The following is a 20,813-nucleotide window of genomic DNA, read 5'->3' on the forward strand; positions in this document are numbered from 1 at the left end:
TGTTGAAAGCTGTGACTCGTTATTGGCGCAAGGCACAACGCGAGGCATCTACCAAATAAATATTGTGACAGCTACGGGCCAAGTTCTCCTACTTGTGACGGTAAACATTGGTCATATTGCCTAGGAATATTCGCGGCTGTTGTTGAAAAACATGGGCTATTGCTTGAATTCAGCCAAGATTTGTCGCCAAAACCTCTTCCATTCAGACACCTGATCTGGTGTTTCAGCCTTAGTAATGTTAATGGCTATCGCTGATTTGTCGCCCTTAAGCCCAATATCCACTTGGGCCTTGGTGCCGTCGCTGAAGCTGGCACGCCAATAGCGCCAGCGCTCGGATCCACTGGTCCGTGCTGGTTCGGCTAGTGTTTGCCCATTGAAGGTTTCCATGCCAGAGACTTGTTCTTCCCAGCGGGCCAAGGCCGTATCCAAATCGGCGGCCAGGGTAGTGCTGACCGAGCCTTGGAAGGTCCCGTCTTGAGCCTGCCCCGGGAGCCGGCGGCCAATTTGCTGCTCGTAGGCGACAGCAACCGATTGTGCCCACCACCCCGGGTTGTCAAGTGACGGTGGCATGTGGGCGAACGCAAGCTCAGCGATTTCCTTATGCGTCAGCTCGCCGGCCTTGGCGTCCTCAAGCTGGCTGCTCCAGGTGTCCCATGGAATGCCGGTGGCATTGGCTATGGCTGAGGTATTGCTGCTCTTGGTTCCCATGGTTGAAGTCTAGGCAATGCCGGGTCTGCGGGGAAAGGAAAATGGCCGGGCGCCACGGTCGTCCCGTGATGCCCGGCCTGTCGCACCGGTGTTCAAGTGCAGGCTAGATCGCCTGAATTTCCAGATTCAATCTGCTCAGCAGTTCAACCAGCCTGTCCAGGTCATCGTCAGCCCAGTTGCTCATGCGCGAACGAAGCTCGCCTCGCCACTGCTCAAATCCGCTGTGCCAGCGCTCTTTGGCGTGCTCGGTGGGGAGCAGATCGAAAGCCCTGCGATCATCGGCGTTGACCTCGCGAACCACCAGGCTGAGCTGTTCGAGCTTGGAGATCATGCGTGAGAGCGTCGCCTTGTCGATCAGCAGCTTCTCGCAAATTTCTGACTGCGTGATGCGGCCATGGCGCAGGATCAGGCCGAGCACCGGCAAATAGCCTGGCGTCAGCTGGCCGTTGAGCCGATGGGCAAGTTCGCGCTTGAATCGTGCAGTGACCGCAATCAGCGAGAACAATTCCTGCTCTGCCAACGAATAGCGGTCCGCGCGATCCTTCGTGCAGGCAGAAGCATCTGTGCTGGTGGTATCCACTGGATTTCTCCTAGTTGCCGTTCGGCTTCATCGCTGGTTCGGTTCCTTGCTTGCTGGGCGCGGTTGGCTCCTGGATTTCAGCGCCTGCATTCTCGTCGACGGCAGCTATGCCATTGGCTTCAAGCGCGGCTTCGGCGTCAACTTCCTGCATGCGCTCGGTGGCGGTCTGCGTGGTCAGGGCCTGGTTGGGTATCAGGCAGACAGCAATCACGATGATCAGCGACAGCGGGGCTGCGAAAGTGAATAGGGAAGGCACCGCGTCACCGTAGATGGATTCGAAGATGACGCGCACCGGCTCGGGCAGGGTGGAGATGGTTGGAAGGTTGCCCGAGGATAAGACCTCTGCGACCGCTTTGCCCTTTTCGCCCAGCGACCCGATGGCCTGCATCAAATCCGCCTGGCGATCGGCAATCATGTTCGGAATGGATGCTGCCAGGATGGCGCCCAATCCGGCGGTGCCGGCGGTGCCGCCCAAGGTTCGGAAGAAGTTGACCGAGGAGGAGGCGACACCCAGTTCCTTGATGTCAACGGAGTTCTGCACTACCAGCACCATGTTCTGCATGACCAGGCCCATGCCGGCGCCCAGGATGAACATGAAGGCCGCAACCAGCACGTAGTTGGTGTTGTAGTGGATGGTTCCCAGCAGGAACAGTCCAATGACGATTAGCACCGAGCCGGTGATCACCAGCGGCTTCCATTTGCCGGTGCGGGAGATGAACTGGCCGCCGATGGTGGAGATGACCAGCAGGCCGCCCATCAGGGGGAAGGTCATCAGGCCGGCCATGGTGGCAGAAGCGCCACGGGCCATGATCATGTACTGGCTGAGGAACACCGAGGTGCCGAACATCGACACGCCTACGGCCAGTGAGGCGATCACGGCGAAGGTGAAGGTGCGGTTCTTGAACAGCGACATGCTCAACAGCGGTTCGGAGGACTTGATCTCGACCAGGATGAACGCTGCCAGCAGCAGCACCGCGCCAACCACCATCATCAGGCTGGTGGCCGAAGCCCACTCGAACTCGGAGCCGCCCAGAGACATCCAGATCAGCAGCAGCGAAACGCCGCCGGAGAGCAGCAGGATGCCCCAGTAGTCGATTTTGACCTTGCGCTTGGCGATGGCCGGAAGGTGCAAGGTGCGCTGGATCAAGATGACCGCAGCGATGGCAAAGGGCAGCGCGATGAAGAAGTTCCAGCGCCAGTTGATGGTGTCGGTGACGAATCCGCCGATCAGTGGTCCGCCCACAGTGCCGATGGCCATGACCGCGCCGAACAGGCCCATGTACTTGCCGCGTTCGCGTGGCGAGAGGAAGTCGGCCATGACGATCTGTGCCAGGGCGCCAACGCCGCCGCCGGCCAGGCCCTGGATGACGCGCATGGCGATCAGGAAGCTGGTGGTCTGCGAGAAGCCCGCGGCAGCGGAAGCCAAGACGAAGATCGCCAGGGAGATCTGCAGCAGCAGCTTGCGGTTGCCGAGGTCTGCGAGCTTGCCCCAGATCGGGGTCGAAATGGTGGTCGCCAGCAGGGTAGCGGTCACTACCCAGGTGTAGGCGGTCTGGCTGCCGTTCAAATCCGAGACGATCACTGGCAGGGAACTGGATACTACGGTGCTGGCCAAGATCGAGACGAACATGCCCATGAGGATTCCGGTCAGGGCGGTGAGGATTTCACGGTGCGTCATCTTGGGCCCGGCGACCGGTGCGATTGCGGTCATTGAGCCTCCAAAAAGTTAAAGTCAGGCCCAAAGAGCCTGAATGGTTGATTGATGTCAACTATACGAGGATAGTTGATTATTATCAACTATGGTGTTTCATCGCACACCGATATCCCGAGGAAAACGGCATTAAAAGAGAACCCCGCACTCCCTTCGGTGAAGGGAGTGCGGGGTGCGCCAGGAAAGGTCTTATCGGCTGCGGTGGTTATCCATCTCTGGAACTACCGGGTGCGAAGGGCTGCCGTCGCCAGCCTGGGGGGTTTTCGCCGGATCAACGGCCCTGAAGAGCTTGGGCTCGGTGGCAGGAGCCTTGCTTGGAGCATTTTCGGCTTTTCCAGATGCTTCGGCATCTTCGGCCGCGGGAGCCGGACGTCGCGCGTTCGACGCGCTGGACCCGGCGGTGCGACGGCCTTCAAAGGCTCGTGCCAGGGTGACCTCATCGGCGTATTCCAGGTCTCCGCCCACCGGCAGGCCGGAGGCCAGCCGGGTGATCTGGATGCCCAGGGGAGCCAGCGCGCGCACCAGGTACACGGCGGTGGCCTCGCCCTCGAGGTTCGGGTCTGTGGCCAGGATCAATTCGGTAATGGACTCGTCGGCCAGGCGCGCGACCAACTCGCGAATGTGCAGCTGCTCCGGGCCGATGCCGGCCAACGGGTTGATCGAGCCTCCGAGCACGTGGTACTTGCCGCCGAAGGCGCGGGTGCGCTCAATGGCCATCACGTCTTTGGATTCTTCGACGATGCAGATCTTGGTTCCATCGCGGCGTTCATCGCGGCAGATGGCGCAGATCTCCTGCTCCGAGATGTTGAAGCAGATCTCGCAGAACTTGACCTTCTCCTTGACCAGCTGGATGGACGCGGCCAGCCGCGTCATATCCTCGGCATCGGCATCAAGAATGTGAAAGGCAATGCGCTGAGCCGATTTCGGGCCGATGCCAGGCAAGCGACCGAGCTCGTCGATCAATTCCTGTACAGCACCTTCGTACACGTGCGCCTTCTTTCTGCTTTGCTGGGAATCTTCCCTGTTACACCCTAGTGTCTCACCCCGACAGGATGCCGTGGTTTCCGCTACAGGCTGCGCTTGATTTCCACGACATTCCCGTTCACATCACGCTGCTCGATGACCATGCCGCCGAGCAGCCGTTCCACGGCGGGAACACCGATCAACGCGGAATCCTCGACCTCGATGTCATCGTCGCTGGGGACGAACTCCTCGGGCTCCTGATTCTGCGCAGCGGCAGGCGCCGCAGCTGGTCCACCCCACCCGCCGGCAGCCTGCGCGGGTGCCGGCGCACTAGGCGAGCTCTTGGCCTGGTTCATCAGCTGCTGATAGCGGCTCATACGCTGGCCAGCGGCTGGCGCCGACGGCTCGCTGGCCGTTGCCGCCTCCTGTTGCGGCGCGCCCCAGCCCGGAGCGGTTTCAGGCGCTGGCGCGGACTTTGCCGGAGCATCATGCTCTGGAGTCCTGGCCGGAGCAGGCGCCTGGGCTCGCTGCTGTGGTGCTTCGGCGGCCGGGACCTGCGGTTCCGGCTCCACAGCGGGCGCCGGAGCAGCCGATGGCCGCGGGGCCACCGGCGCGTGAACCTGTGGCGCCGGTTCTTCGCTTTCGCGAACGGCCAAGTCCTGGAACGAGTCCGTGGTGCTCTGCGGGTGCAGTGGAGTGCTCGAGACCGGACGTGGAATATTCGGCGTGCCAACTTCAGCCTGCCGGGCACTGAGCCCAGCAGTCAGCCGAGGCTTCGGTGCTACCGGCGGGCCTCCAAAACTGCGTGGCGCGCTTGGCTGCTGAGGCTCGGGAGCAACCGCTGCCTGTGCGGGGTGCCCGGTGGCTTGAGCAGGCTGGGCCGGCTCAGGCTGGCGCTGTGGTTCGCGCGCAGCTGCCGGTTCTGGCGAGTAGTACGGATCATCCGGGAACGGCGGCTCGTCCATGAACGGCTCGTCATAGGGTGGCGGCACGTCATCGTAGGAGCTGGCGTAGCCGTCGGTGGCTCCTGCACCTGGCGTGGCTGGTGGCGGTGCCACTGGCGAGGCGGCCGGAGGCGTGCTGGCAGCAGGCGCCGGGGCGGCGGCTTGTGCGCGCGCAGCAGCACGCGCAGCTACCCCAGCAGAAGTTGCAGCCTTGGTGAACTTGGTTGGTGCTGGGGTTTGCGCCGGGAGTGGCCGGCGCTCACCTTTTGGGGAACCACCGCCAGCTGGGTTGGAACCGCCTTCGGTGAGTACTACTTCTATGGGGGAGCCGGCGAATTGCGAAACGACCCCGGTCAGGGTGTTCATCAAATCCGGCCGGTTGCGCAGGTTTACGATTGGACCGGTGTTGCTGAACGCCAAGGTGAGCGTGCGACCGTCAAAACCAGCGACAGAACCATAGGTTGCCACCATGGAATGCAGAACTCGTGAGCTTCCCTGCAACTGCTGCAGGATCATTGGCCAAGCCTGCTGGAACTTCACGACAGGGGAACCGGCGCCAGGCTGCTGCGCTTGCTGTTGAGCCGGTTGAGCCTGCTGTTGCTGTTGCTGAGCTTGCTCGCGGGCAGCACGTTCCTGGGCTTCGCGTTCTGCCTTCTCGCGCGCAATACGTTCCTGTGCTTCACGCTCGGCTTGCTCGCGTTGCGCCTGTTCACGAGCGGCACGTTCCTGGGCTTCTCGTTGTGCCTGCTCTTGCTGAGCCAGCTCCTGCTGTGCTTGAGCTTGCTGCGCCGCCTGGCGCTGCGCATCGAGTTCTGCCTGGCTGGGTTGCTGTGCCGGAGCCGGAGCCTGGGTTGGGGGAGCAGTCTCAACGGGTGCCTGCTGTTGAGGTGCAGGAGCAGCCGGCTGCTGGGCACGAGACTCGGCAGCCTTGCGAGCGAATTCGGCCATGGCCGGATTCTGCTTAACATCATCGATTGAAACCCCGGTGCCAAATGACAGGTCTTCGCCGCTGGAAGGATCTGGAACCAGGCTGAAAGGCGCAACGCCTTCAGGGCGGGCTGCAGGAACACTTGGACCTGGTTGGACTTCGGTGGTCACCGAAAAGCTGTCGTCCTTCGGACCCCATGTTGCACCCCAATCTGCAGCTTCGCCAGTGTTCAGCGAGGACTGCGCATCCGGGTCCAGTGGCGCATTAGGATCATCGTCGGCAGGTTGCGGCTGTTCCTTGGCTGCAGCCTGCTGAGCCTCTTGAGGTGGTTGAGGCTGCTGGGCCTGAACAGGCTGAACCGGAGGCTGCGCCTGAACAGGTTCGGCTTGGGGCTGCTGAATTGGTTGCGCTGGCTGTTCAGCAGGCGCTGGCGCCTTTGGGGCAGGCTCGTGTCCCGGCGCCGGCATGGCCACACCCTCGCGGCGGGCCTTGGCGGCGGCCAGCGCCTCGCGCACAGCGGCCGCGCCCTGGCGAGCAGCGCCAGGATTCGGCGTTGCACCTATCGAAGCCGACGAATCGGCGGTCTGGTCAACGTCAAGTGCTGGAAGCTCGCCACCGCTCATCGCGTGGCGTTCCAAGCGATCCAATCGTGCGGCAAAGGAAGACACCGAGTTCTCGGAACCCGGCAACATCAATCGGGCTGCTAGCAATTCCAAGTGCAAACGAGGAGAGGTGGCGCCGGTCATCTCGCTCAGCGCCTTGTTGGTGACATCTGCCCATCGGGAAAGCTCGCCGGCGCCAACCAGGCCGGCCTGCAGGTGCAGGGCCTCTAACTGGTCCTCGGGTACACCGCGAAGGATCTTTTCCAGGCCTTCGGGCATGGCCTTGGCAATGATCAGATCTCGGAAGCGTTCAAGAATATCTTCAACAAAGCGTCGTGGATCCAAACCGGTCTGGATGATGCGGTCAATGGCGCCGAAGAGCCCGGCGCCGTCAGCTTCGTGAAGCGACAGGGTCACTTCATCCAAAAGGGTCGAATGGGTATAGCCCAGCAAGGCAATAGCGGTTTCGTAATCCAGCGTTCCTTCACGGGCACCAGCCATCAGCTGGTCAAGAACCGAGAGGGTATCGCGGACCGAACCGCCACCTGCACGGATAACCAAAGGAAGTACGCCCTCGGCTACCGCGACATGTTCGCGTTCGCACAAAACCTGCAGGTACGCCAACAAGGCCTCTGGCGGAACCAGGCGGAAGGGGTAGTGGTGGGTACGGGAGCGAATGGTCCCGATAACCTTCTCGGGTTCGGTCGTTGCGAAGATGAACTTGATGTGCGCTGGTGGCTCTTCAACGATTTTCAACAGGGCGTTGAAGCCTGCCGCGGTCACCATATGGGCCTCATCGATGATGAAGATCTTGTAGCGGTCGCGTGTCGGCGCGAAAGTTGCCCGTTCGCGCAGGTCGCGGGCGTCGTCCACGCCACCGTGGCTGGCAGCGTCAATTTCGATAACATCCAGCGACCCCGGGCCGCCATTGGCCAGCTCAACACAGCTAGGGCAGGTGCCACAAGGTACCGGCGTTGGGCCCTGCTCGCAGTTCAGGCAACGTGCCAGAATTCGTGCGGAAGTCGTCTTGCCGCAACCGCGTGGGCCGGAGAAGAGGTACGCGTGATTAACGCGGTTTTTCTCCAGAGCTGTCATCAGGGGAGCAGTAACGTGCTCTTGTCCGATGACGTCGGCAAACGTATCGGGACGATACCTGCGATATAGCGCTGTACTCACACCGGTTCCCTATCGGTTGCGTGATGCCGGGGGCATCAGCTGTTGGACGATATTTTCAGGTTCTACGATCCACGGCTCACGGGGCAAGTTCACCGGATCGAAAGCTTCCAGGGCTGCCAGCAAACTCGTGCTGGGCAAGCCCAATGACTCTAGCAAAATCGCCACAACATCGGCTGGATGTACCCCATGTTCGGTGATCTCTTCGAGTGTTACAGCACCATCGCGCTTGGCTAGGCGCTGGCCCTTGGTATTCAGGGCGAGCGGGACGTGGGCGTACTCCGGGACGTCGTAGCCCAAGAGCGTTGCCAGATACCCCTGTCGTGGCGCGGAAGAGAGCAGATCATCGCCACGCACAACCTGATCAATTCCGGAGAGCGCGTCATCGACCACGACGGCCAAATTGTAGGCAGGAGCACCATCATTTCGGACCAGGACAAAATCATCAACTACGCCGGCATAGCCGCCAGCCAGCTGGTCGTGAACCGAGAATTCAGTTACCTCGGCGCGCAGGCGCAAGGCGGCAGGACGGTCTTGTGACTTGGCTTCACGTTCGGCCGGGCTCAGGTTCCGGCAGGTACCCGGGTAGGCGCCGGGTGCTGCATGCGGCGCGCTGGCAGCTTCGGCGATGTCCTTGCGAGAGCAGAAGCAGGGGAACACCAAGTCCTGCTTTTTGAGCTGTTCTACGGCGTCGAAGTAAATTGGCAGGCGTTCGGATTGGCGCAAGAGTGAGCCGTCGAATTGCAGGCCCAAGGACTCCAGTTCGGAGATTTGGATCGCTTCGGCGCCGGAGCGGACCCGGTCAAGATCTTCAATGCGCAACAAGAAATCACGTTGCGTGGAACGAGCGAAGAGCCATGCTAGGACCGCCGTGCGCAAATTGCCGAGGTGGAGTGGCCCTGACGGGCTAGGGGCGAAACGGCCTGCGCCCACGTGGACTCCCCTTCGGCTTGCGTGAAAAAGTAAAGACCCCTCATGCACCTGCCAGAGCCCATCTACCCTTGCTACCTTCCGGTCCTGGGGGAGTTCAACAGGATGACACCACACGAGGGGTCACCAAAAATACTACCCGAGGGTGGTGCTTGGATAAAAATCGGGCAGCGTGCGCTTGCTCTCAGGCCCTGAATGTAAAACAAGAAACAGCGTGGCGAATCCGGGCGTGAAACTTCATCCTGTTTCCCCGTCCACTGGTTCTAGCCATCCGAGTACCTTGCGCACCCTGTCATTGAGTTGAACTGTCGGCAGCATCGGCGTTTGCTCTTTTTCAAAGTCGAAATTCTGCACATTGGTGACACTGCCCGGAAGTTCGATGCACACCACGCCATGCGGGGAACGCCAGTTCACGGATCCATCGGCCAGGTAGGTGGCTTGCCACCCCAAGGCGTGTTTGAACATCTGATGCCGCTTGCACAAAAGGTGGGTGTTGGTCCGAGAGGTGTGCCCGCCGTTGGCCCAAGCATCAATGTGGTCGATCTCAGAGGTCTCCGCTGGACGGTTGCAGCCGGGGAAGCGGCAACAAATGTCCCGGCTGCGCAGTAGATCGCGCAGTGCCTTGGATGGCCGGTATTTCTCACGGCCAACATCTATTACGGCACCAGACCACGGGTCGGTGAGTACCTTCATGAAAGATGGAGCATCCTTGGCAATGCGTAACGCGGTTCCGATAGGTATGGGCCCGTAGCCTTCCAGATCGGCCAGAGCACGCTGGGGATCGGCCAGCATCTCTAGGGCAGGAATGGTCACCGCAACTCGTGCCTTGAGCGGAGTGCCCCCTCCAGCTGGCCATCCGTCAATGAGTGCATCACAGATGATGTCCAGGCGCCGTTGCTGTTCGGTGCGTTCATCTTCGGGATCATCGTGTTGCGAGGCATGCCAATTGACGGTGTTGATGATGCTCAACGTATTTTCGGCAGGCATGTACAGCTGGATCACCGACATCCCATTGGGTTCGTTCCAATAGGTGACCTTTCGGTCTTCAGCACTTTTCTTGTGCCGTTCTTCAATAGGGCGAGGGTGAAGGCGCTCGTGGATCTTGCGAGCCCTGTGGGCAACGGCAGCATCCGAGGCGGTCCGGGCAATGGGCAACAGGGTTTGCTGCATATGCCGTACATCTTCCGGCTCAAGGTCCTGGGACTGTTTGACGATCTCTTGAGCCGTTCTGGTGGTGATCTCTCCGCGACTTAGCTCTTCAAGAGTTTCAGGACAAAGATGGCGCAAGCCTTCTGCGATGAATAATCGGTCTCGAACATTCGCCTCGGAGGCTCGCAGGGCCATGGAAGCCTCGGCTACAAACGAAGAACGAATGACCGCTTCTTCCGAAGGGCTGATGCCGTAGTACTGGGATGACTGTTCTTGAAGCCCGTCTGAAGGCGTCTGGATGAGTGGGTCTTGGCTGCCTTGGGCTGAGGACTCTTTCACCGCATGTTCATATGAGTCCGCCAATATTGCTGCTTCCGCAGCATCCAGCATGCTCCGTAGCCGGGACACGATTTTAAGCGTTCCCAGGCCTTGGCTGGTTGTGAGTGCAGGCAACCGGTCGTAGAGCTGTCGCGCCGTGGCGGCAATCTGCGCAAAAAGGTTATCTTGATCCAAATTCGCGGCCCAAAGGCCAAAATCTCCCGGTGTGGTGCGTTGTCCAGGAGGGCCAATGTGCAGGCGCCGAGGATCATCGCTGCTGTGAAATACCTCTCTTTTGCTCATGAATAGCAGTATCGTGGCCCATTTGAGGGGCGGAGCCGGAAAGTTGCGGGGTGGGTATAACCTCTGAAAACACTGGATTTCAGGGGAGGATGGCTTTAGTAGCGGTGCGGGAAACGGCAAGAGAACTCTCGATTCGTGATTGAGCGAGAATTTAGATATGCTGGATCCTGCTCCTCGGAGCAAACTGAGGAGGATTCGCCTAGCGGCCTATGGCGCACGCCTGGAACGCGTGTTGGGTTAACGCCCTCAGGGGTTCAAATCCCCTATCCTCCGCCAATTTTAATGCCTTGGTTCATCATGGAAATGATGAACCAAGGCATTATTTTTTTGCCTTCTGAGTTCGGGGGAATATTTCCCGGTATGATCCGAATCAAGTGACGACCAAATTTTTGACGAGGCAAGACCATGGCAAGTGTATTGAGCGAGATTTCGGTGGATTGCGCAAATCCAATGCTCCTAGCTCGTTTCTGGTGCGAAGTGCTGGACTACGCGGTACGAGAAGAAGAAGTCGGATTAGTCAGCATTGGTCCGCAGAATGACGGCGGCGCATCCGTTGTTCTGACCTTCGCCCAGGTTCCGGAGCAGAAATCGATCAAAAACAGGCTGCACCTCGATGTCCGGCCACGCGGAACTGGGCAGCAGCAAGAAGTCGACCGCTTGCTGTCCTTGGGGGCCGCATACGCAGACGTCGGACAGGAAGATGACGTGACGTGGGTGGTTCTTGCCGATCCTGAAGGCAACGAGTTTTGTGTCCTCGCTGGCAGCGAGTGAGCCGATAAAAACAAGAAAGACCTGTTGGCCTCGACTCGAAGAATAATTTCGAGCCGGGACCTGCAGGTCTTTCTAGTTCGCGTCCTCGCGTGGAGGGAGCAGTTCGAGCTATGCGCTCTTCTTGGCCTTGACGACTTCTGGGTAGTGGATTGCAGCGGTCTGCGGGTGAGCGCGCAACCAGCCCTTGAGTACATTGGCGCCGTACGAAGCCAGCATTGGATTCTCCGGGTCATCTGAGACGCCACGGGCTTGGGCAGCCAGCTCTGCGGGCAGCTCGACCTTGTCGATGACCGCGTCGAGCCGTGGCGAGTAGAAGAACGGCACGGAGTAGCGGTCAACGCCAGCAGGTGGAGCGATCACGCGGTGAATGGTGGCCATCAGGTAACCATCGGTGGCGACCTCCAGCATTTCGCCGAGGTTGACGACCAGCGCGCCCGGAGTTGGTGGAACCTCAATCCACTCTTCCTGGCCGTATGGCTGGACCTGCAGCCCGCCGACCTGGTCCTGCAGCAACAGGGTTACAAAGCCGTAGTCGGCGTGCAGGCCAACACCTTGGTTGCCCGACTCGGGAACGACATCGCCGGATACGTAGTGAACCAGCTTGCCCATCCACGAAGGGGTGTTGGCAAAAGGCTCATCGAAGTGGTCTTCGGGCAGTCCCAGGCCCACGGCAATGGCTGAAAGCAGCTCATGTCCAGTCTTGTTCATCAGCTCGGCCCAAGCCATGGCACGGTCTTCGAGCTGTGGGAAATCTTCTGGGAACTGGTTAGGTCCCTGCAGGTTCAGGTAGGGCTTGTCGGCTGGCACTACAGCGAGGGTTTCACGCTCGGGTCCGTAGTCGATCTGCTCGCGGGCGTCGGCGCGGCCGCGGGTGATCTCGGTGCCCATGCGGGTGTAGCCGCGGAACTGGGCGCTATTGCGGTTGTCGAGCTTAATCTTTTGCTCGACTGGCTTGTTGAAGAACTCGGCGATGGTGTCCAGCAGCTCTTGGTCTTGGCCTTCTTGGGAGCTGTAGCCAACGATTTGGAAGAATCCAACACGATGGGCCGCGTCACGAAGTGCAGCGACGAAATCTTCGTTGAAGGTGCCGTCTGCGTTGCGCGAGGTAGAAATGTCGAGGACTGGGATCTCGGTGACTACGTTTTTCATATCCCCAGAGTGCACCTTATGAAGGGATTGTTACCAGCCTAAGTTACGCCCGGTTCCTCCAAGTTTCTCGCGATGTCACAATCCTTGCGAAGAAATAAAATGAGGTCCATAATTCGGTTTTCCGCCATTGGCGAGGAATCTGAATCATCCGAGACGGGTACCTGCCAGCGCTCAAAAAGGAGCAACTATCCCAGCGCGTATACAGCATACGATGCAGGTCCTTGGGCTGTGCAAGAATGACGTGACGCTGGACGCTCGTAACTGGACGCAGCCGTGGCTGACGTCGTGCAACGGCCATTTGGCTCGGTGATTGTTACCCGAGGTTCACGGTGGCAGGCCCATCCAATGCCAGGACTGCCCGCGTTATTGGAATGTGGAACGGCAGGAGCTTTCCGGCGGCTCTGCAACAATGGCCCAGTGGTGGCCCGTGGGTTCATATGCGGCCGCTGGGTTCAACCGCCAACCAGGCCTGGCGGCAATTACTTGTCCAAGCGCGCACTGGCCGTGCAGCAGGTAATTCCAGCGATCTGAATACTCGGAGCTTATGCTTGAAAGGTGATATTTCGAGCAGTAGGTGACGGCCGGCCATACCCGGCGCATGGGCTGGTCTCCTCTCGCGACTGGAGCGAATTGCCCCCGCAACAGGTGAAGCTGGATCAGCTGGTTACGACCAAATCCACTCTTGATCTGGAAGCACTGCTCTCAGAAGATTCCACATTCTACGGTGACCTGTTCCCTCACGTCGTTCGATATGACGGCGTTTTGTATCTAGAAGACGGTGTGCACCGTGCATTACGTTCTGCGCTTCATCATCGCTCTGTAATACATGCGCGGATATTGGATTTGGACGACGATTCGATAAGCTAACTGCCACGAGGATGACGAGGTGGTTCTCCTCAGCTAGTCGTAGCCACAGACTACCCGGAGCTAGGTGGGAAGATGCGTGAACGCGAAGACCCGGGCGAATGGCACGGGGCGCATATTGTTGATGAGCAAGACCTGAGCTTCAGCTCGGATCGCAAGGCCAAGAAGCGTGCGCGCAGACGGCAAAATGCGGTGTTTTCCGTGATGGCAGTTCTTGTCATCGCCGTAACCGTGGGCGCACTGCTCATCGTTACCGGAAACTGGAATCCGGGAGCAGAAGCTACGACTGAAGAAACCGCAGAGCCGGCTCCGGCAAAAATTGAGAACGTGAAATGCCCAGAGGTGGACTTCTCATACCAGGACCCGCAGAGCTTCAGGATCCGGGTGCTTAATACGACGAATATTTCCGGGCTCGCCGGAGATACCGCAAAGTCGCTGGAAGAACGCGGTTTTAAGATCTCGTCGTTGACCTCTGGCTGGACTTCGCTTTCTGGCACGATCGGCGCTGTCATTGCCGGGCCAGACGGCTACGCCCAGGCATTCACCGTCCAACGCCAGGTACCCGGATCGGTGTTCATCTTCGACCCGGAAAAGTGGGGTTCGACGGTAGACCTGGCGGTCGGCGAGAAATTCGAGGGCCTGCAAAAGGACCGCAAGCTGGATAGGTCCGCCGGCAAGCTGGTGTGCGCGCCGGCGGACTAGCCAGGCTGGAAGCCCGGACCTACTGGGCCTGTACGTTCTCCGCGTAGACCTGGGTCAATGCGTTGGAGAAGACCTCAGCCGGTTGTGCACCGGAAATACCGTACTTTCCGTCGAGCACGAAGAATGGAACACCGCTAATGCCAAGCTGCTGGGCCTGTGAAATATCGGCGTTGACTTCCTCGGCATAAGCACCGGCTTCGATCTGCGCACCCAGCTCTTGGGCATCAAGTCCCAACGATCCAGCCAGCTCCAGCAGGGTTTGAACATTCCCGGTGTCCAGCCCCTTTTCAAAGTGCGCCGACAGCAGCAATTCCTTCATCTCGTTGCCGGCTCCGTGCTGCTTTGCGTACTCCAGAACACGCAAGGCGGTAAAGGAATTGGCTACCTTGAGATTCTCGAAGTCGTAGGCCAGGCCTTCTTCTGCAGCCTGGGCGGTTACATGCTGCAGCATCTGCTGGACCTGCGACTGATCCAGCCCCTTCATCTTCGACAGGTATTCTGCTTCGCTGCCGTCATAGTTATCGGGCAAGGATGGGTCCAGCTGGTAGGCATGCCAGTACACGTCGACGTTCTGCGAATATTCAAAAGATTCAACGCCCTGCTCAAAGCGGCGCTTGCCAATGAAGCACCAGGGGCAGGCGATATCGGAGAAGATGTCGACGCGTAGGCGCTTGGACTCGGCAGGCTGTTCGCCAATAATTTCACTCATACTTGAGCTAACAACTTTGTACTGAAATGCATTCCGCAACCCCAGCGAACCGGCCACTTCCAATCGCTGGAATACTGGGAACGACACAACGGCGTCCGGGGAAGCGGGCATCTACAGAAAGCGGTGCATGTGGCAAAGAATCTTCGCTGGGGCGGAATCCTCTTTGCCGGAGCCATCACCGCGATGGCCGGGTTTGTGGACGGCGTCGGATTTGTGCACTTTGGCGGCTATTTCTTGTCGTTCATGTCCGGGAACTCCACGCGTTCTTCCGCGGCGCTGATGACCGGTGATCTCACGGGGTGGATCAACGCCATGTCATTGGTGGCAAGCTTTGTCATTGGCGTGGTCATCGCCACCCTGTTGACTTCTTCTCTGGCTGCTTTGCGCAGGCCGCTAGCCATGTACTTCAGTGCCGGATTGGTCCTGGCTGCCGCTGCGACGGGAACCGTCCAGCCGAACGCCACAGCACTCTTATTGTCGGCCGCCATGGGGGTGGTGAACGTGTCCTACACGCGTTCCGGCGAAGTCGCTTTGGGCCTGACCTATATGACCGGCACGCTGGTCAAGCTCGGCCAAGCCCTCGGCGGCGCAATCCTTGGGCTGGTGACAGGTTCCAACCAGGGGGTCAATCGGTTGCTATGGCTTCGCTAAGCGGTGCTGTGGGCCATGATCACGGTGGGATCGCTCGGTGGCGTTTTCGCCTACCTCCATTTGGGCCTGGGCAGCCTTTGGATTGTCGGAGCGGGGATGCTCCTTTGGGCCACCCTGGCCTTGTTCCAGGAACTGCGGGCCAAGGCCGATCCACGCTCAGGACCTGCAACTGCCAACACAGACCGGCAGCAAATCGACTAGGAAACATCCAGATACGGCAACGGCGCCCAGCCTCATGAATGAAGCCGGACGCCGAAGGGACAAACGCGGGGCTAGCCCCGCAACGAATCGCTATCCTGCCTGAGCGCGGCCGCCGGGCGCACCAGCACCTTGTACAGCACGCCCAGCAACAGCAGCCAGACAATTCCGGTGTACAGGGCCACGCGGGTTTCGGCGCTCAGCGCCAGCAGGACCACAACCAGGGCCATGAAGATCAGGGCCGCCCACACGGCGATGGTTCCTCCCGGCACAGCGTACTCGCGAGGCAGCGAGGCGTCGCGCCCAGCCTTTGCTTCCTGCCGGCGCATGGCCAGATAGGAGGCCAGGATCATGATCCAGACCCAGACGGTGGCGAAGGTCGCGATCGAGGCAATGATGGTGAACAGCGCCTCTGGCAACAGGGCATTGAGCACCACGCCGGCCAGCAGCACAATGGCCATGATGACCACGGTCATCCACGGCACGCCGTGGCGGGAGACCCGGCCGAAGGACTTCGGGGCATGGCCGGCGACGGACATTGCATAGAGCATGCGCCCGGCACCGAAGGTATCGGCATTGATCGCCGAAATTGCCGCGGTGATGACCACTGCGTTGAGCACGTGCGCCGCTGCAGGCAGTCCCAGGCCATCAAAGATCTGCACAAACGGCGAGGCCGAACCGTCGATCTGGCGCCAGTCGAAGAGCATCATGACCACAGCCAGCGAAGCCACGTAGAACAGCAGGATGCGCCAGGGCACGGTGTTGATCGCGGCGGGCACCGAGGTGGATGGATTATCGGCCTCGCCCGCAGTGATGCCGATGGTTTCGATGCCGCCGAAGGCAAACATCACCACTGCGAAGGACAGCAGCAGGCCCATGAACCCGTTGGGGAACAAGGTGCCGGCGCTCATCAGCGTGGCAAATCCGGTGGCGGTGCCGGTGTCCGGGGCATTGAAGCCGAAGATGATCAGGGCCGCGCCGCCGACGATCATCGCGATAATGGCGGTGACCTTCACGATCGCCAGCCAGAATTCGGTTTCGCCGAAGACCTTGACCTTCATCAGGTTGATTGTGGCGATCAGCAGCACCACGGCCAGCACCCAGATCCACTGCGGCACCTGCGGGAACCAGAAGCCCATATAGATGCCGAAGGCGGTGACATCGGCGATGGCCACAATGGCCATTTCAAAGCTGAAGGTCCAGCCGGTGACAAAGCCGGCGAAATTGCCCAGGTAGCGCGAGGCATAGTGCGCAAAGGATCCGGAGACCGGATGCTTCACGGCCATCTCGCCCATGGCGCGCATGACGATGAAGACGGCTGCGCCGCCGATCATGTACGCCAAGAGGACTGCTGGTCCGGCGGCCTGGATAGCGGAGGAAGAGCCGTAGAACAAGCCCGTTCCGATCGCTGAGCCCAGGGCCATGAAGCGGATGTGGCGGGCCGTGAGCCCGCGGGCCAGGGAGGCCTTGATATCGGTCACGATTGTATTGCTCGGATCCTATTCGGGTGCATTCGATCTGGGCCTGAAACCGTTGAAAACAGGAATCAGCCGAGAAAATCCTATGTTCTCATTGGGCTTTGATGCGCGGAACGTGGGACAGATCTACCGTGAGCTTGACCACCAGCAGTTGCTGGTCCGCACACATCAAGTGGGAGAATGGGCTCATGAAACTTGGATTCGTCCGCCACGGACAGACGCAATGGAACCTCGAAGGCCGGCTGCAAGGCTCCAGCGACATTCCGTTGAACGACACCGGCAGGTCCCAGGCCCGCGAAGCCGTGAAGGTCCTCGGCGCCGGAGGCTGGGATGTCATTGTCTCCTCCCCGCTCTCGCGGGCCCGCGAAACCGCGCAGATCATTGCCGAGGGGCTGGGCCTGGAACTAGGCCCCAGCTACGACCTGCTCATCGAGCGCGACTACGCGCAGGGCGAGGGCATGGTCGAAACCGAAGCCCTGGCACTGTGGCCGGATAAGAACGGCGGCGGAATCGAACCGCTGGACTCCGTGGTGGACCGCGGACTGCGCGCCATCGAGCAGATCGCTGCGGACTACCCGGGCAAAAACGTCGCCATCATCTGCCACGGCACGATCATCCGCTACACCCTCTCGCACCTGGCCGGCTACAAGCTTGATACCATCCGCAACGGCTCGGTCGCCATTGTGGGCCGCGACAAGGCAGGGGCCTGGCAGCTGGAACTGGTCAACGACGAAGTCCCGGACAAGCTGGTCCACTAGCCATCAAGGACTTCGCTGCCCTCGGGCAGCACCGCGCGAATGCAGGAAGCCAGCTGCGAATCGCGCTGCCGGGTTTTGAGTGCTGCCAGCCATGAACCCAGGGACCGGTAGGCCTTGGCACGCACCGCGGGCGCGGAGAGAAAAACGTCATGCAGCGCTCCGGGCAAGCGCACCACATGCAATTCCCGGCCCAAATCCAGGCTGCGCTGCGCCACCACCTGCACATTCAAGGCCACATCGGCACGGGTGGCGGTGTCATGCCAGCGAGGCAGCAGGTAGTCCTCGGCCGAGAGCATCACCAGGGTGGGCATCTGCAGGTCCAAGCCCTTTTTCACCTTGGCTTGCGCGTTGAATACCGCAGCGATGAATCCGGCGGTGAGCTTGAAGCCATTGACCGGCCGCCAGCCCAGGTCGTAGTCCCACTCGCCGGAGAACTGGTTGGACACGGTGCGCGTGTAGAACCCCGGATCAACGGTGGGCAAAAAACGATGGGGGTTGCGCGCACTGGCCGCCTGGATGATGCGGGCCAGGGCGGTGCGTCCGATTTCGCTCGCCTGGAATTCCAGCCAGGGGCTGTTCAGCGCCAGCGCGTCCAACTTGTCCGGGTTGGCTGCCGCGTACATGGAGGCGCTGAGCCCTCCAGTGGAATGCGCGAGCATGACAAATCGGGTGCCCGGGTGGGCACTGGAAATAATCCGGTGCGCGGCATCAAATTCCTCGAAGTACTCCTGCAAATCGGTAGTGAACCCGGGGCTGATGCTTTCGTCCAGGCCGCGGGCCTTGTCGATGGGCAGATTGCGCCCGTAATGGCGCAGGTCCAGTGCGTAGAAGTCCGCGCCGGCTTCGCTGAGGAATTCGGCCAGTTCCTTTTGGAAGAAGTAGTCGGACCAGCCGTGCACATAGAGCACCGCAATTCCGCGCAGCGGCGGGGGCAGGCGCAGCTTCTTGCGCGGGCGATGCCGCACCAAGGTCGCGGTAGAACCATCGGCCAGCGGCAGCGGCCTCCAGCAGAAGCCATCTCCGAGCAGGTCAGGCTGCCAGAGGTCTTCGGCGGGGCTCTTGAACGTCAATGCCATGGCTACAGCCTAGCCACTGCGCACAAAAAACGGCATCCGCCCGCTGGACTGGTTACCAGCGGATGAATGCCACTATTTCCTGTCAGATGGCGAGTTCGCCGATGTGATGCCCCGCAAGGCCTGCACGGCCGAGTAAAGAAGCGAGATCGCTGCAGAGACTCCGAGCATTCCGAGAAATGGCATATTTTCCATCCAGCTCGTCAGCATTCCGCACAGATATAACGAGCCAAGCGATACAAGCAGCACGACCGAGGCATCGGATCGTGCTCGGCGATTGTTCCTGAACATGCATCCACCCTATGGCAATCCGTGTTGTTTTCCTCCGGTAGCCGGCACGGCTTGTACTGCGCACAAAAAACGGCATCCGCCCGCTGGACTGGTTACCAGCGGATGAATGCCGCTTTTCGTGGCCGATCTTAAGGACGACTGGTTTCGAATCGGCCGGGTCTCATTGGCGCCTAGCCTGCCATTTGAAGGGTGCGGGCTGGTGCATCCAGGTAGCGCAGGTAGGCATTCTTGGTCAGGAAGGTCGGGAAGTCGTCACGCAGTGCGCAGGCTTCGAAGATCTCCAGGGCTTCCTCGAAGCGGTCGCCCTCGAAACGCTCCAGGTTATCCATGGTCTCCTCGGCCAGCTCCTGCACCCAGCGACGGGTGATGATCTCGCCCTGGTTCGTGATGGCCGACTGGTGGATCCACTGCCACAGCTGGGAACGGGAGATCTCCGCGGTAGCGGCATCTTCCATCAGGTTGCGCAGGGCCACTGCGCCATTGCCGCGCAGCCAGGACTCGATGTAGCGGATGCCGATCTCGATATTGTCGCGGATGCCGCGCTCGGTGATCTTGCCGGTGACGCTCTGGATGTTCAGCAGCGCCGCATCGGAAACTTCAACGTCCTCGCGGGTGCGCTGCAGCTGGTTGGGGTTCCCGCCGAGCACCTCGTCGTACACTTCGCGGGCTACCGAAACCAGATCCGGGTGGGCCACCCAGGAACCGTCAAAGCCATCGGCTGCTTCACGCGCCTTGTCCTCGCGCACCTTGCCGAAGGCGATCTCGTTGATCGAGGCATCCTTGCGGTTGGGAACAAAGGCGCTCATCCCTCCAATGGCTGAAGCGCCGCGGCGGTGGCAGGCCCGCACCAGCTGCTCGGTGTAGGCCCGCATGAACGGTGCGGTCATGGTCACGGTGTCGCGGTCCGGGAAGACAAAGCGCGGTCCGCGGGAACGGAAGTTCTTGATGATCGAGAAGATGTAGTCCCAGCGTCCTGCGTTCAGCCCCGAGGAGTGCTCGCGCAGTTCGTAGAGGATCTCTTCCATCTCGAAGGCAGCGGTGATGGTCTCGATCAGCACCGTGGCGCGAATGGTGCCGCGCTCGATCCCCAACAGGTCCTGGGCCATGTTGAAGACGTCGTTCCACAACCGTGCTTCCAGGTGGTTTTCCAGCTTTGGCAGGTAGTAGTACGGGCCGCGGCCGGCAGCCAGCAGGCGCTTGGCGTTATGGAAGAAGTGCAGTCCGAAGTCCACCAGCGCGCCGGAGATCGGGGTGCCGGAAACCTGCAGGTGCTTTTCGGGAAGGTGCCAGCCGCGGGGGCGAACCACGATGGTGGGCAGTTCGCTCAAATCGTAGCTGTTCAGCTTGTACTCGCGGCCATCCGGTGCGGTGAAGTCCAGCTCCTCGTCCAGGATGCGAATCAGGTTGACCTGGTTCTTGATCACGTTCTGCCAGGTCGGCGAGCAAGCGTCCTCCATATCGGCCAGCCAAACGTTGGCGCCGGAGTTCAGCGCGTTGATGGCCATCTTGCGTTCGATCGGGCCGGTGATTTCCACCCGGCGATCTTCGAGCCCCGGGGCGATCGGGGCAACCTGCCATGAATCATCTTCGCGGATGAAACGGGTCTCTTCCAGGAACTTCGGGTCGCGGCCATTGGCAATGCGTGCCCGGTTGACCTGGCGGCGCTGCATCAGTTCGGCACGGCGGGATTCAAAAGCGCTGTGCAGGGAGGACAGGAAGTCCAATGCGTCGCTGGTCAGGATCTGCTCCTGGTAGCGAACGGGGGTAGCGGTGATGGTGATGTTGTTCAAGGTGATCGGGGAGTTCATGGCAGCGTCCTTAAAGATGAAAAATGGTGGTGGTGCTAGCCGGCGTCCTTGC

At 60.3% G+C, this 20,813-nt stretch carries 18 protein-coding genes, 1 tRNA gene and 1 other RNA gene; 7 read left to right on the top strand and 13 right to left on the bottom strand.

Going from position 1 to position 20,813, the window contains the following annotated elements; all coding sequences use genetic code 11:
• Positions 1-156 precede the first annotated feature (156 nt).
• The 8 genes from AOZ07_RS01960 to AOZ07_RS01995 form a co-directional block, all read right to left on the bottom strand.
• Positions 157-708 (bottom strand): hypothetical protein, encoded by a 552-nt coding sequence (locus AOZ07_RS01960; RefSeq protein ID WP_060700468.1) that lies wholly within the window; start codon positions 706-708, stop codon positions 157-159.
• Between the two features lie 103 nt (positions 709-811).
• On the bottom strand, positions 812-1,288 hold the full coding sequence (locus tag AOZ07_RS01965) for a MarR family winged helix-turn-helix transcriptional regulator (protein ID WP_060700469.1): 477 nt from the start codon (positions 1,286-1,288) through the stop codon (positions 812-814).
• 10 nt (positions 1,289-1,298) lie between these two features.
• The gene (locus tag AOZ07_RS01970) at positions 1,299-2,999 is read right to left on the bottom strand and encodes an MFS transporter (RefSeq protein ID WP_171920153.1); all 1,701 of its coding nucleotides are present in this window, start codon (positions 2,997-2,999) and stop codon (positions 1,299-1,301) included.
• Between the two features lie 189 nt (positions 3,000-3,188).
• Complete coding sequence (gene recR, locus AOZ07_RS01975; protein ID WP_060700470.1) at positions 3,189-3,986, bottom strand: recombination mediator RecR; 798 nt, start codon at positions 3,984-3,986, stop codon at positions 3,189-3,191.
• 80 nt (positions 3,987-4,066) lie between these two features.
• A complete protein-coding gene (locus AOZ07_RS01980) occupies positions 4,067-7,612 on the bottom strand; it encodes a DNA polymerase III subunit gamma and tau (RefSeq protein WP_075972393.1) in 3,546 nt (1,181 codons plus the stop codon).
• Between the two features lie 9 nt (positions 7,613-7,621).
• Positions 7,622-8,542 (bottom strand): tRNA glutamyl-Q(34) synthetase GluQRS, encoded by a 921-nt coding sequence (gene gluQRS / locus AOZ07_RS01985; RefSeq protein ID WP_060700472.1) that lies wholly within the window; start codon positions 8,540-8,542, stop codon positions 7,622-7,624.
• Between the two features lie 28 nt (positions 8,543-8,570).
• Positions 8,571-8,667: signal recognition particle sRNA small type (gene ffs, locus AOZ07_RS01990), an RNA gene on the bottom strand.
• A gap of 109 nt (positions 8,668-8,776) precedes the next feature.
• Positions 8,777-10,309 (bottom strand): HNH endonuclease signature motif containing protein, encoded by a 1,533-nt coding sequence (locus AOZ07_RS01995; RefSeq protein ID WP_084793101.1) that lies wholly within the window; start codon positions 10,307-10,309, stop codon positions 8,777-8,779.
• 188 nt (positions 10,310-10,497) lie between these two features.
• Here AOZ07_RS01995 and AOZ07_RS02000 point away from each other — a divergent pair.
• Positions 10,498-10,585, top strand: a tRNA-Ser gene (locus tag AOZ07_RS02000).
• A 129-nt stretch (positions 10,586-10,714) separates the two neighbouring features.
• On the top strand, positions 10,715-11,080 hold the full coding sequence (locus tag AOZ07_RS02005) for a VOC family protein (protein WP_060700474.1): 366 nt from the start codon (positions 10,715-10,717) through the stop codon (positions 11,078-11,080).
• A gap of 108 nt (positions 11,081-11,188) precedes the next feature.
• On the opposite strand, the gene AOZ07_RS02010 is transcribed toward AOZ07_RS02005, so the two are convergent.
• The gene (locus tag AOZ07_RS02010) at positions 11,189-12,229 is read right to left on the bottom strand and encodes an isopenicillin N synthase family dioxygenase (protein WP_060700475.1); all 1,041 of its coding nucleotides are present in this window, start codon (positions 12,227-12,229) and stop codon (positions 11,189-11,191) included.
• A gap of 555 nt (positions 12,230-12,784) precedes the next feature.
• Here AOZ07_RS02010 and AOZ07_RS19005 point away from each other — a divergent pair.
• Entirely contained in the window at positions 12,785-13,096 is a 312-nt protein-coding gene (locus AOZ07_RS19005) for a type II toxin-antitoxin system VapB family antitoxin (RefSeq protein WP_075972394.1), read from the top strand.
• A 72-nt stretch (positions 13,097-13,168) separates the two neighbouring features.
• The gene (locus AOZ07_RS02015; RefSeq protein ID WP_060700476.1) at positions 13,169-13,795 is read left to right on the top strand and encodes a LytR C-terminal domain-containing protein; all 627 of its coding nucleotides are present in this window, start codon (positions 13,169-13,171) and stop codon (positions 13,793-13,795) included.
• Between the two features lie 19 nt (positions 13,796-13,814).
• On the opposite strand, the gene AOZ07_RS02020 is transcribed toward AOZ07_RS02015, so the two are convergent.
• Positions 13,815-14,504: a DsbA family oxidoreductase gene (locus tag AOZ07_RS02020; RefSeq protein WP_060700477.1), complete on the bottom strand. Its 690-nt coding sequence runs from the start codon at positions 14,502-14,504 to the stop codon at positions 13,815-13,817.
• Between the two features lie 129 nt (positions 14,505-14,633).
• On the opposite strand from AOZ07_RS02020, the gene AOZ07_RS02025 reads away from it, so the two are divergent.
• Positions 14,634-15,155, top strand: a complete 522-nt coding sequence (locus tag AOZ07_RS02025; protein ID WP_194943751.1) for a YoaK family protein — start codon at positions 14,634-14,636, stop codon at positions 15,153-15,155.
• A 15-nt stretch (positions 15,156-15,170) separates the two neighbouring features.
• Positions 15,171-15,356, top strand: coding sequence for a hypothetical protein (locus tag AOZ07_RS18510; RefSeq protein ID WP_194943752.1), 186 nt, complete (start codon positions 15,171-15,173; stop codon positions 15,354-15,356).
• A gap of 71 nt (positions 15,357-15,427) precedes the next feature.
• Here AOZ07_RS18510 and AOZ07_RS02035 read toward each other — a convergent pair whose 3' ends face one another.
• A complete protein-coding gene (locus AOZ07_RS02035; protein ID WP_098945532.1) occupies positions 15,428-16,777 on the bottom strand; it encodes an amino acid permease in 1,350 nt (449 codons plus the stop codon).
• A 242-nt stretch (positions 16,778-17,019) separates the two neighbouring features.
• Between AOZ07_RS02035 and AOZ07_RS02040 the strand changes: the two genes are divergently transcribed.
• The gene (locus tag AOZ07_RS02040) at positions 17,020-17,589 is read left to right on the top strand and encodes a histidine phosphatase family protein (RefSeq protein WP_060700481.1); all 570 of its coding nucleotides are present in this window, start codon (positions 17,020-17,022) and stop codon (positions 17,587-17,589) included.
• Here AOZ07_RS02040 and AOZ07_RS02045 read toward each other — a convergent pair.
• Positions 17,586-18,665, bottom strand: coding sequence for an alpha/beta hydrolase (locus AOZ07_RS02045; protein WP_060700482.1), 1,080 nt, complete (start codon positions 18,663-18,665; stop codon positions 17,586-17,588). The two genes, AOZ07_RS02040 and AOZ07_RS02045, sit on opposite strands and share 4 nt — an antisense overlap.
• 458 nt (positions 18,666-19,123) lie before the next feature.
• The gene (aceB, locus tag AOZ07_RS02050; protein ID WP_060700483.1) at positions 19,124-20,761 is read right to left on the bottom strand and encodes a malate synthase A; all 1,638 of its coding nucleotides are present in this window, start codon (positions 20,759-20,761) and stop codon (positions 19,124-19,126) included.
• Positions 20,762-20,813: the final 52 nt, after the last annotated feature.

The organism is Glutamicibacter halophytocola, from assembly GCF_001302565.1.
Taxonomy (GTDB): domain Bacteria; phylum Actinomycetota; class Actinomycetes; order Actinomycetales; family Micrococcaceae; genus Glutamicibacter; species Glutamicibacter halophytocola.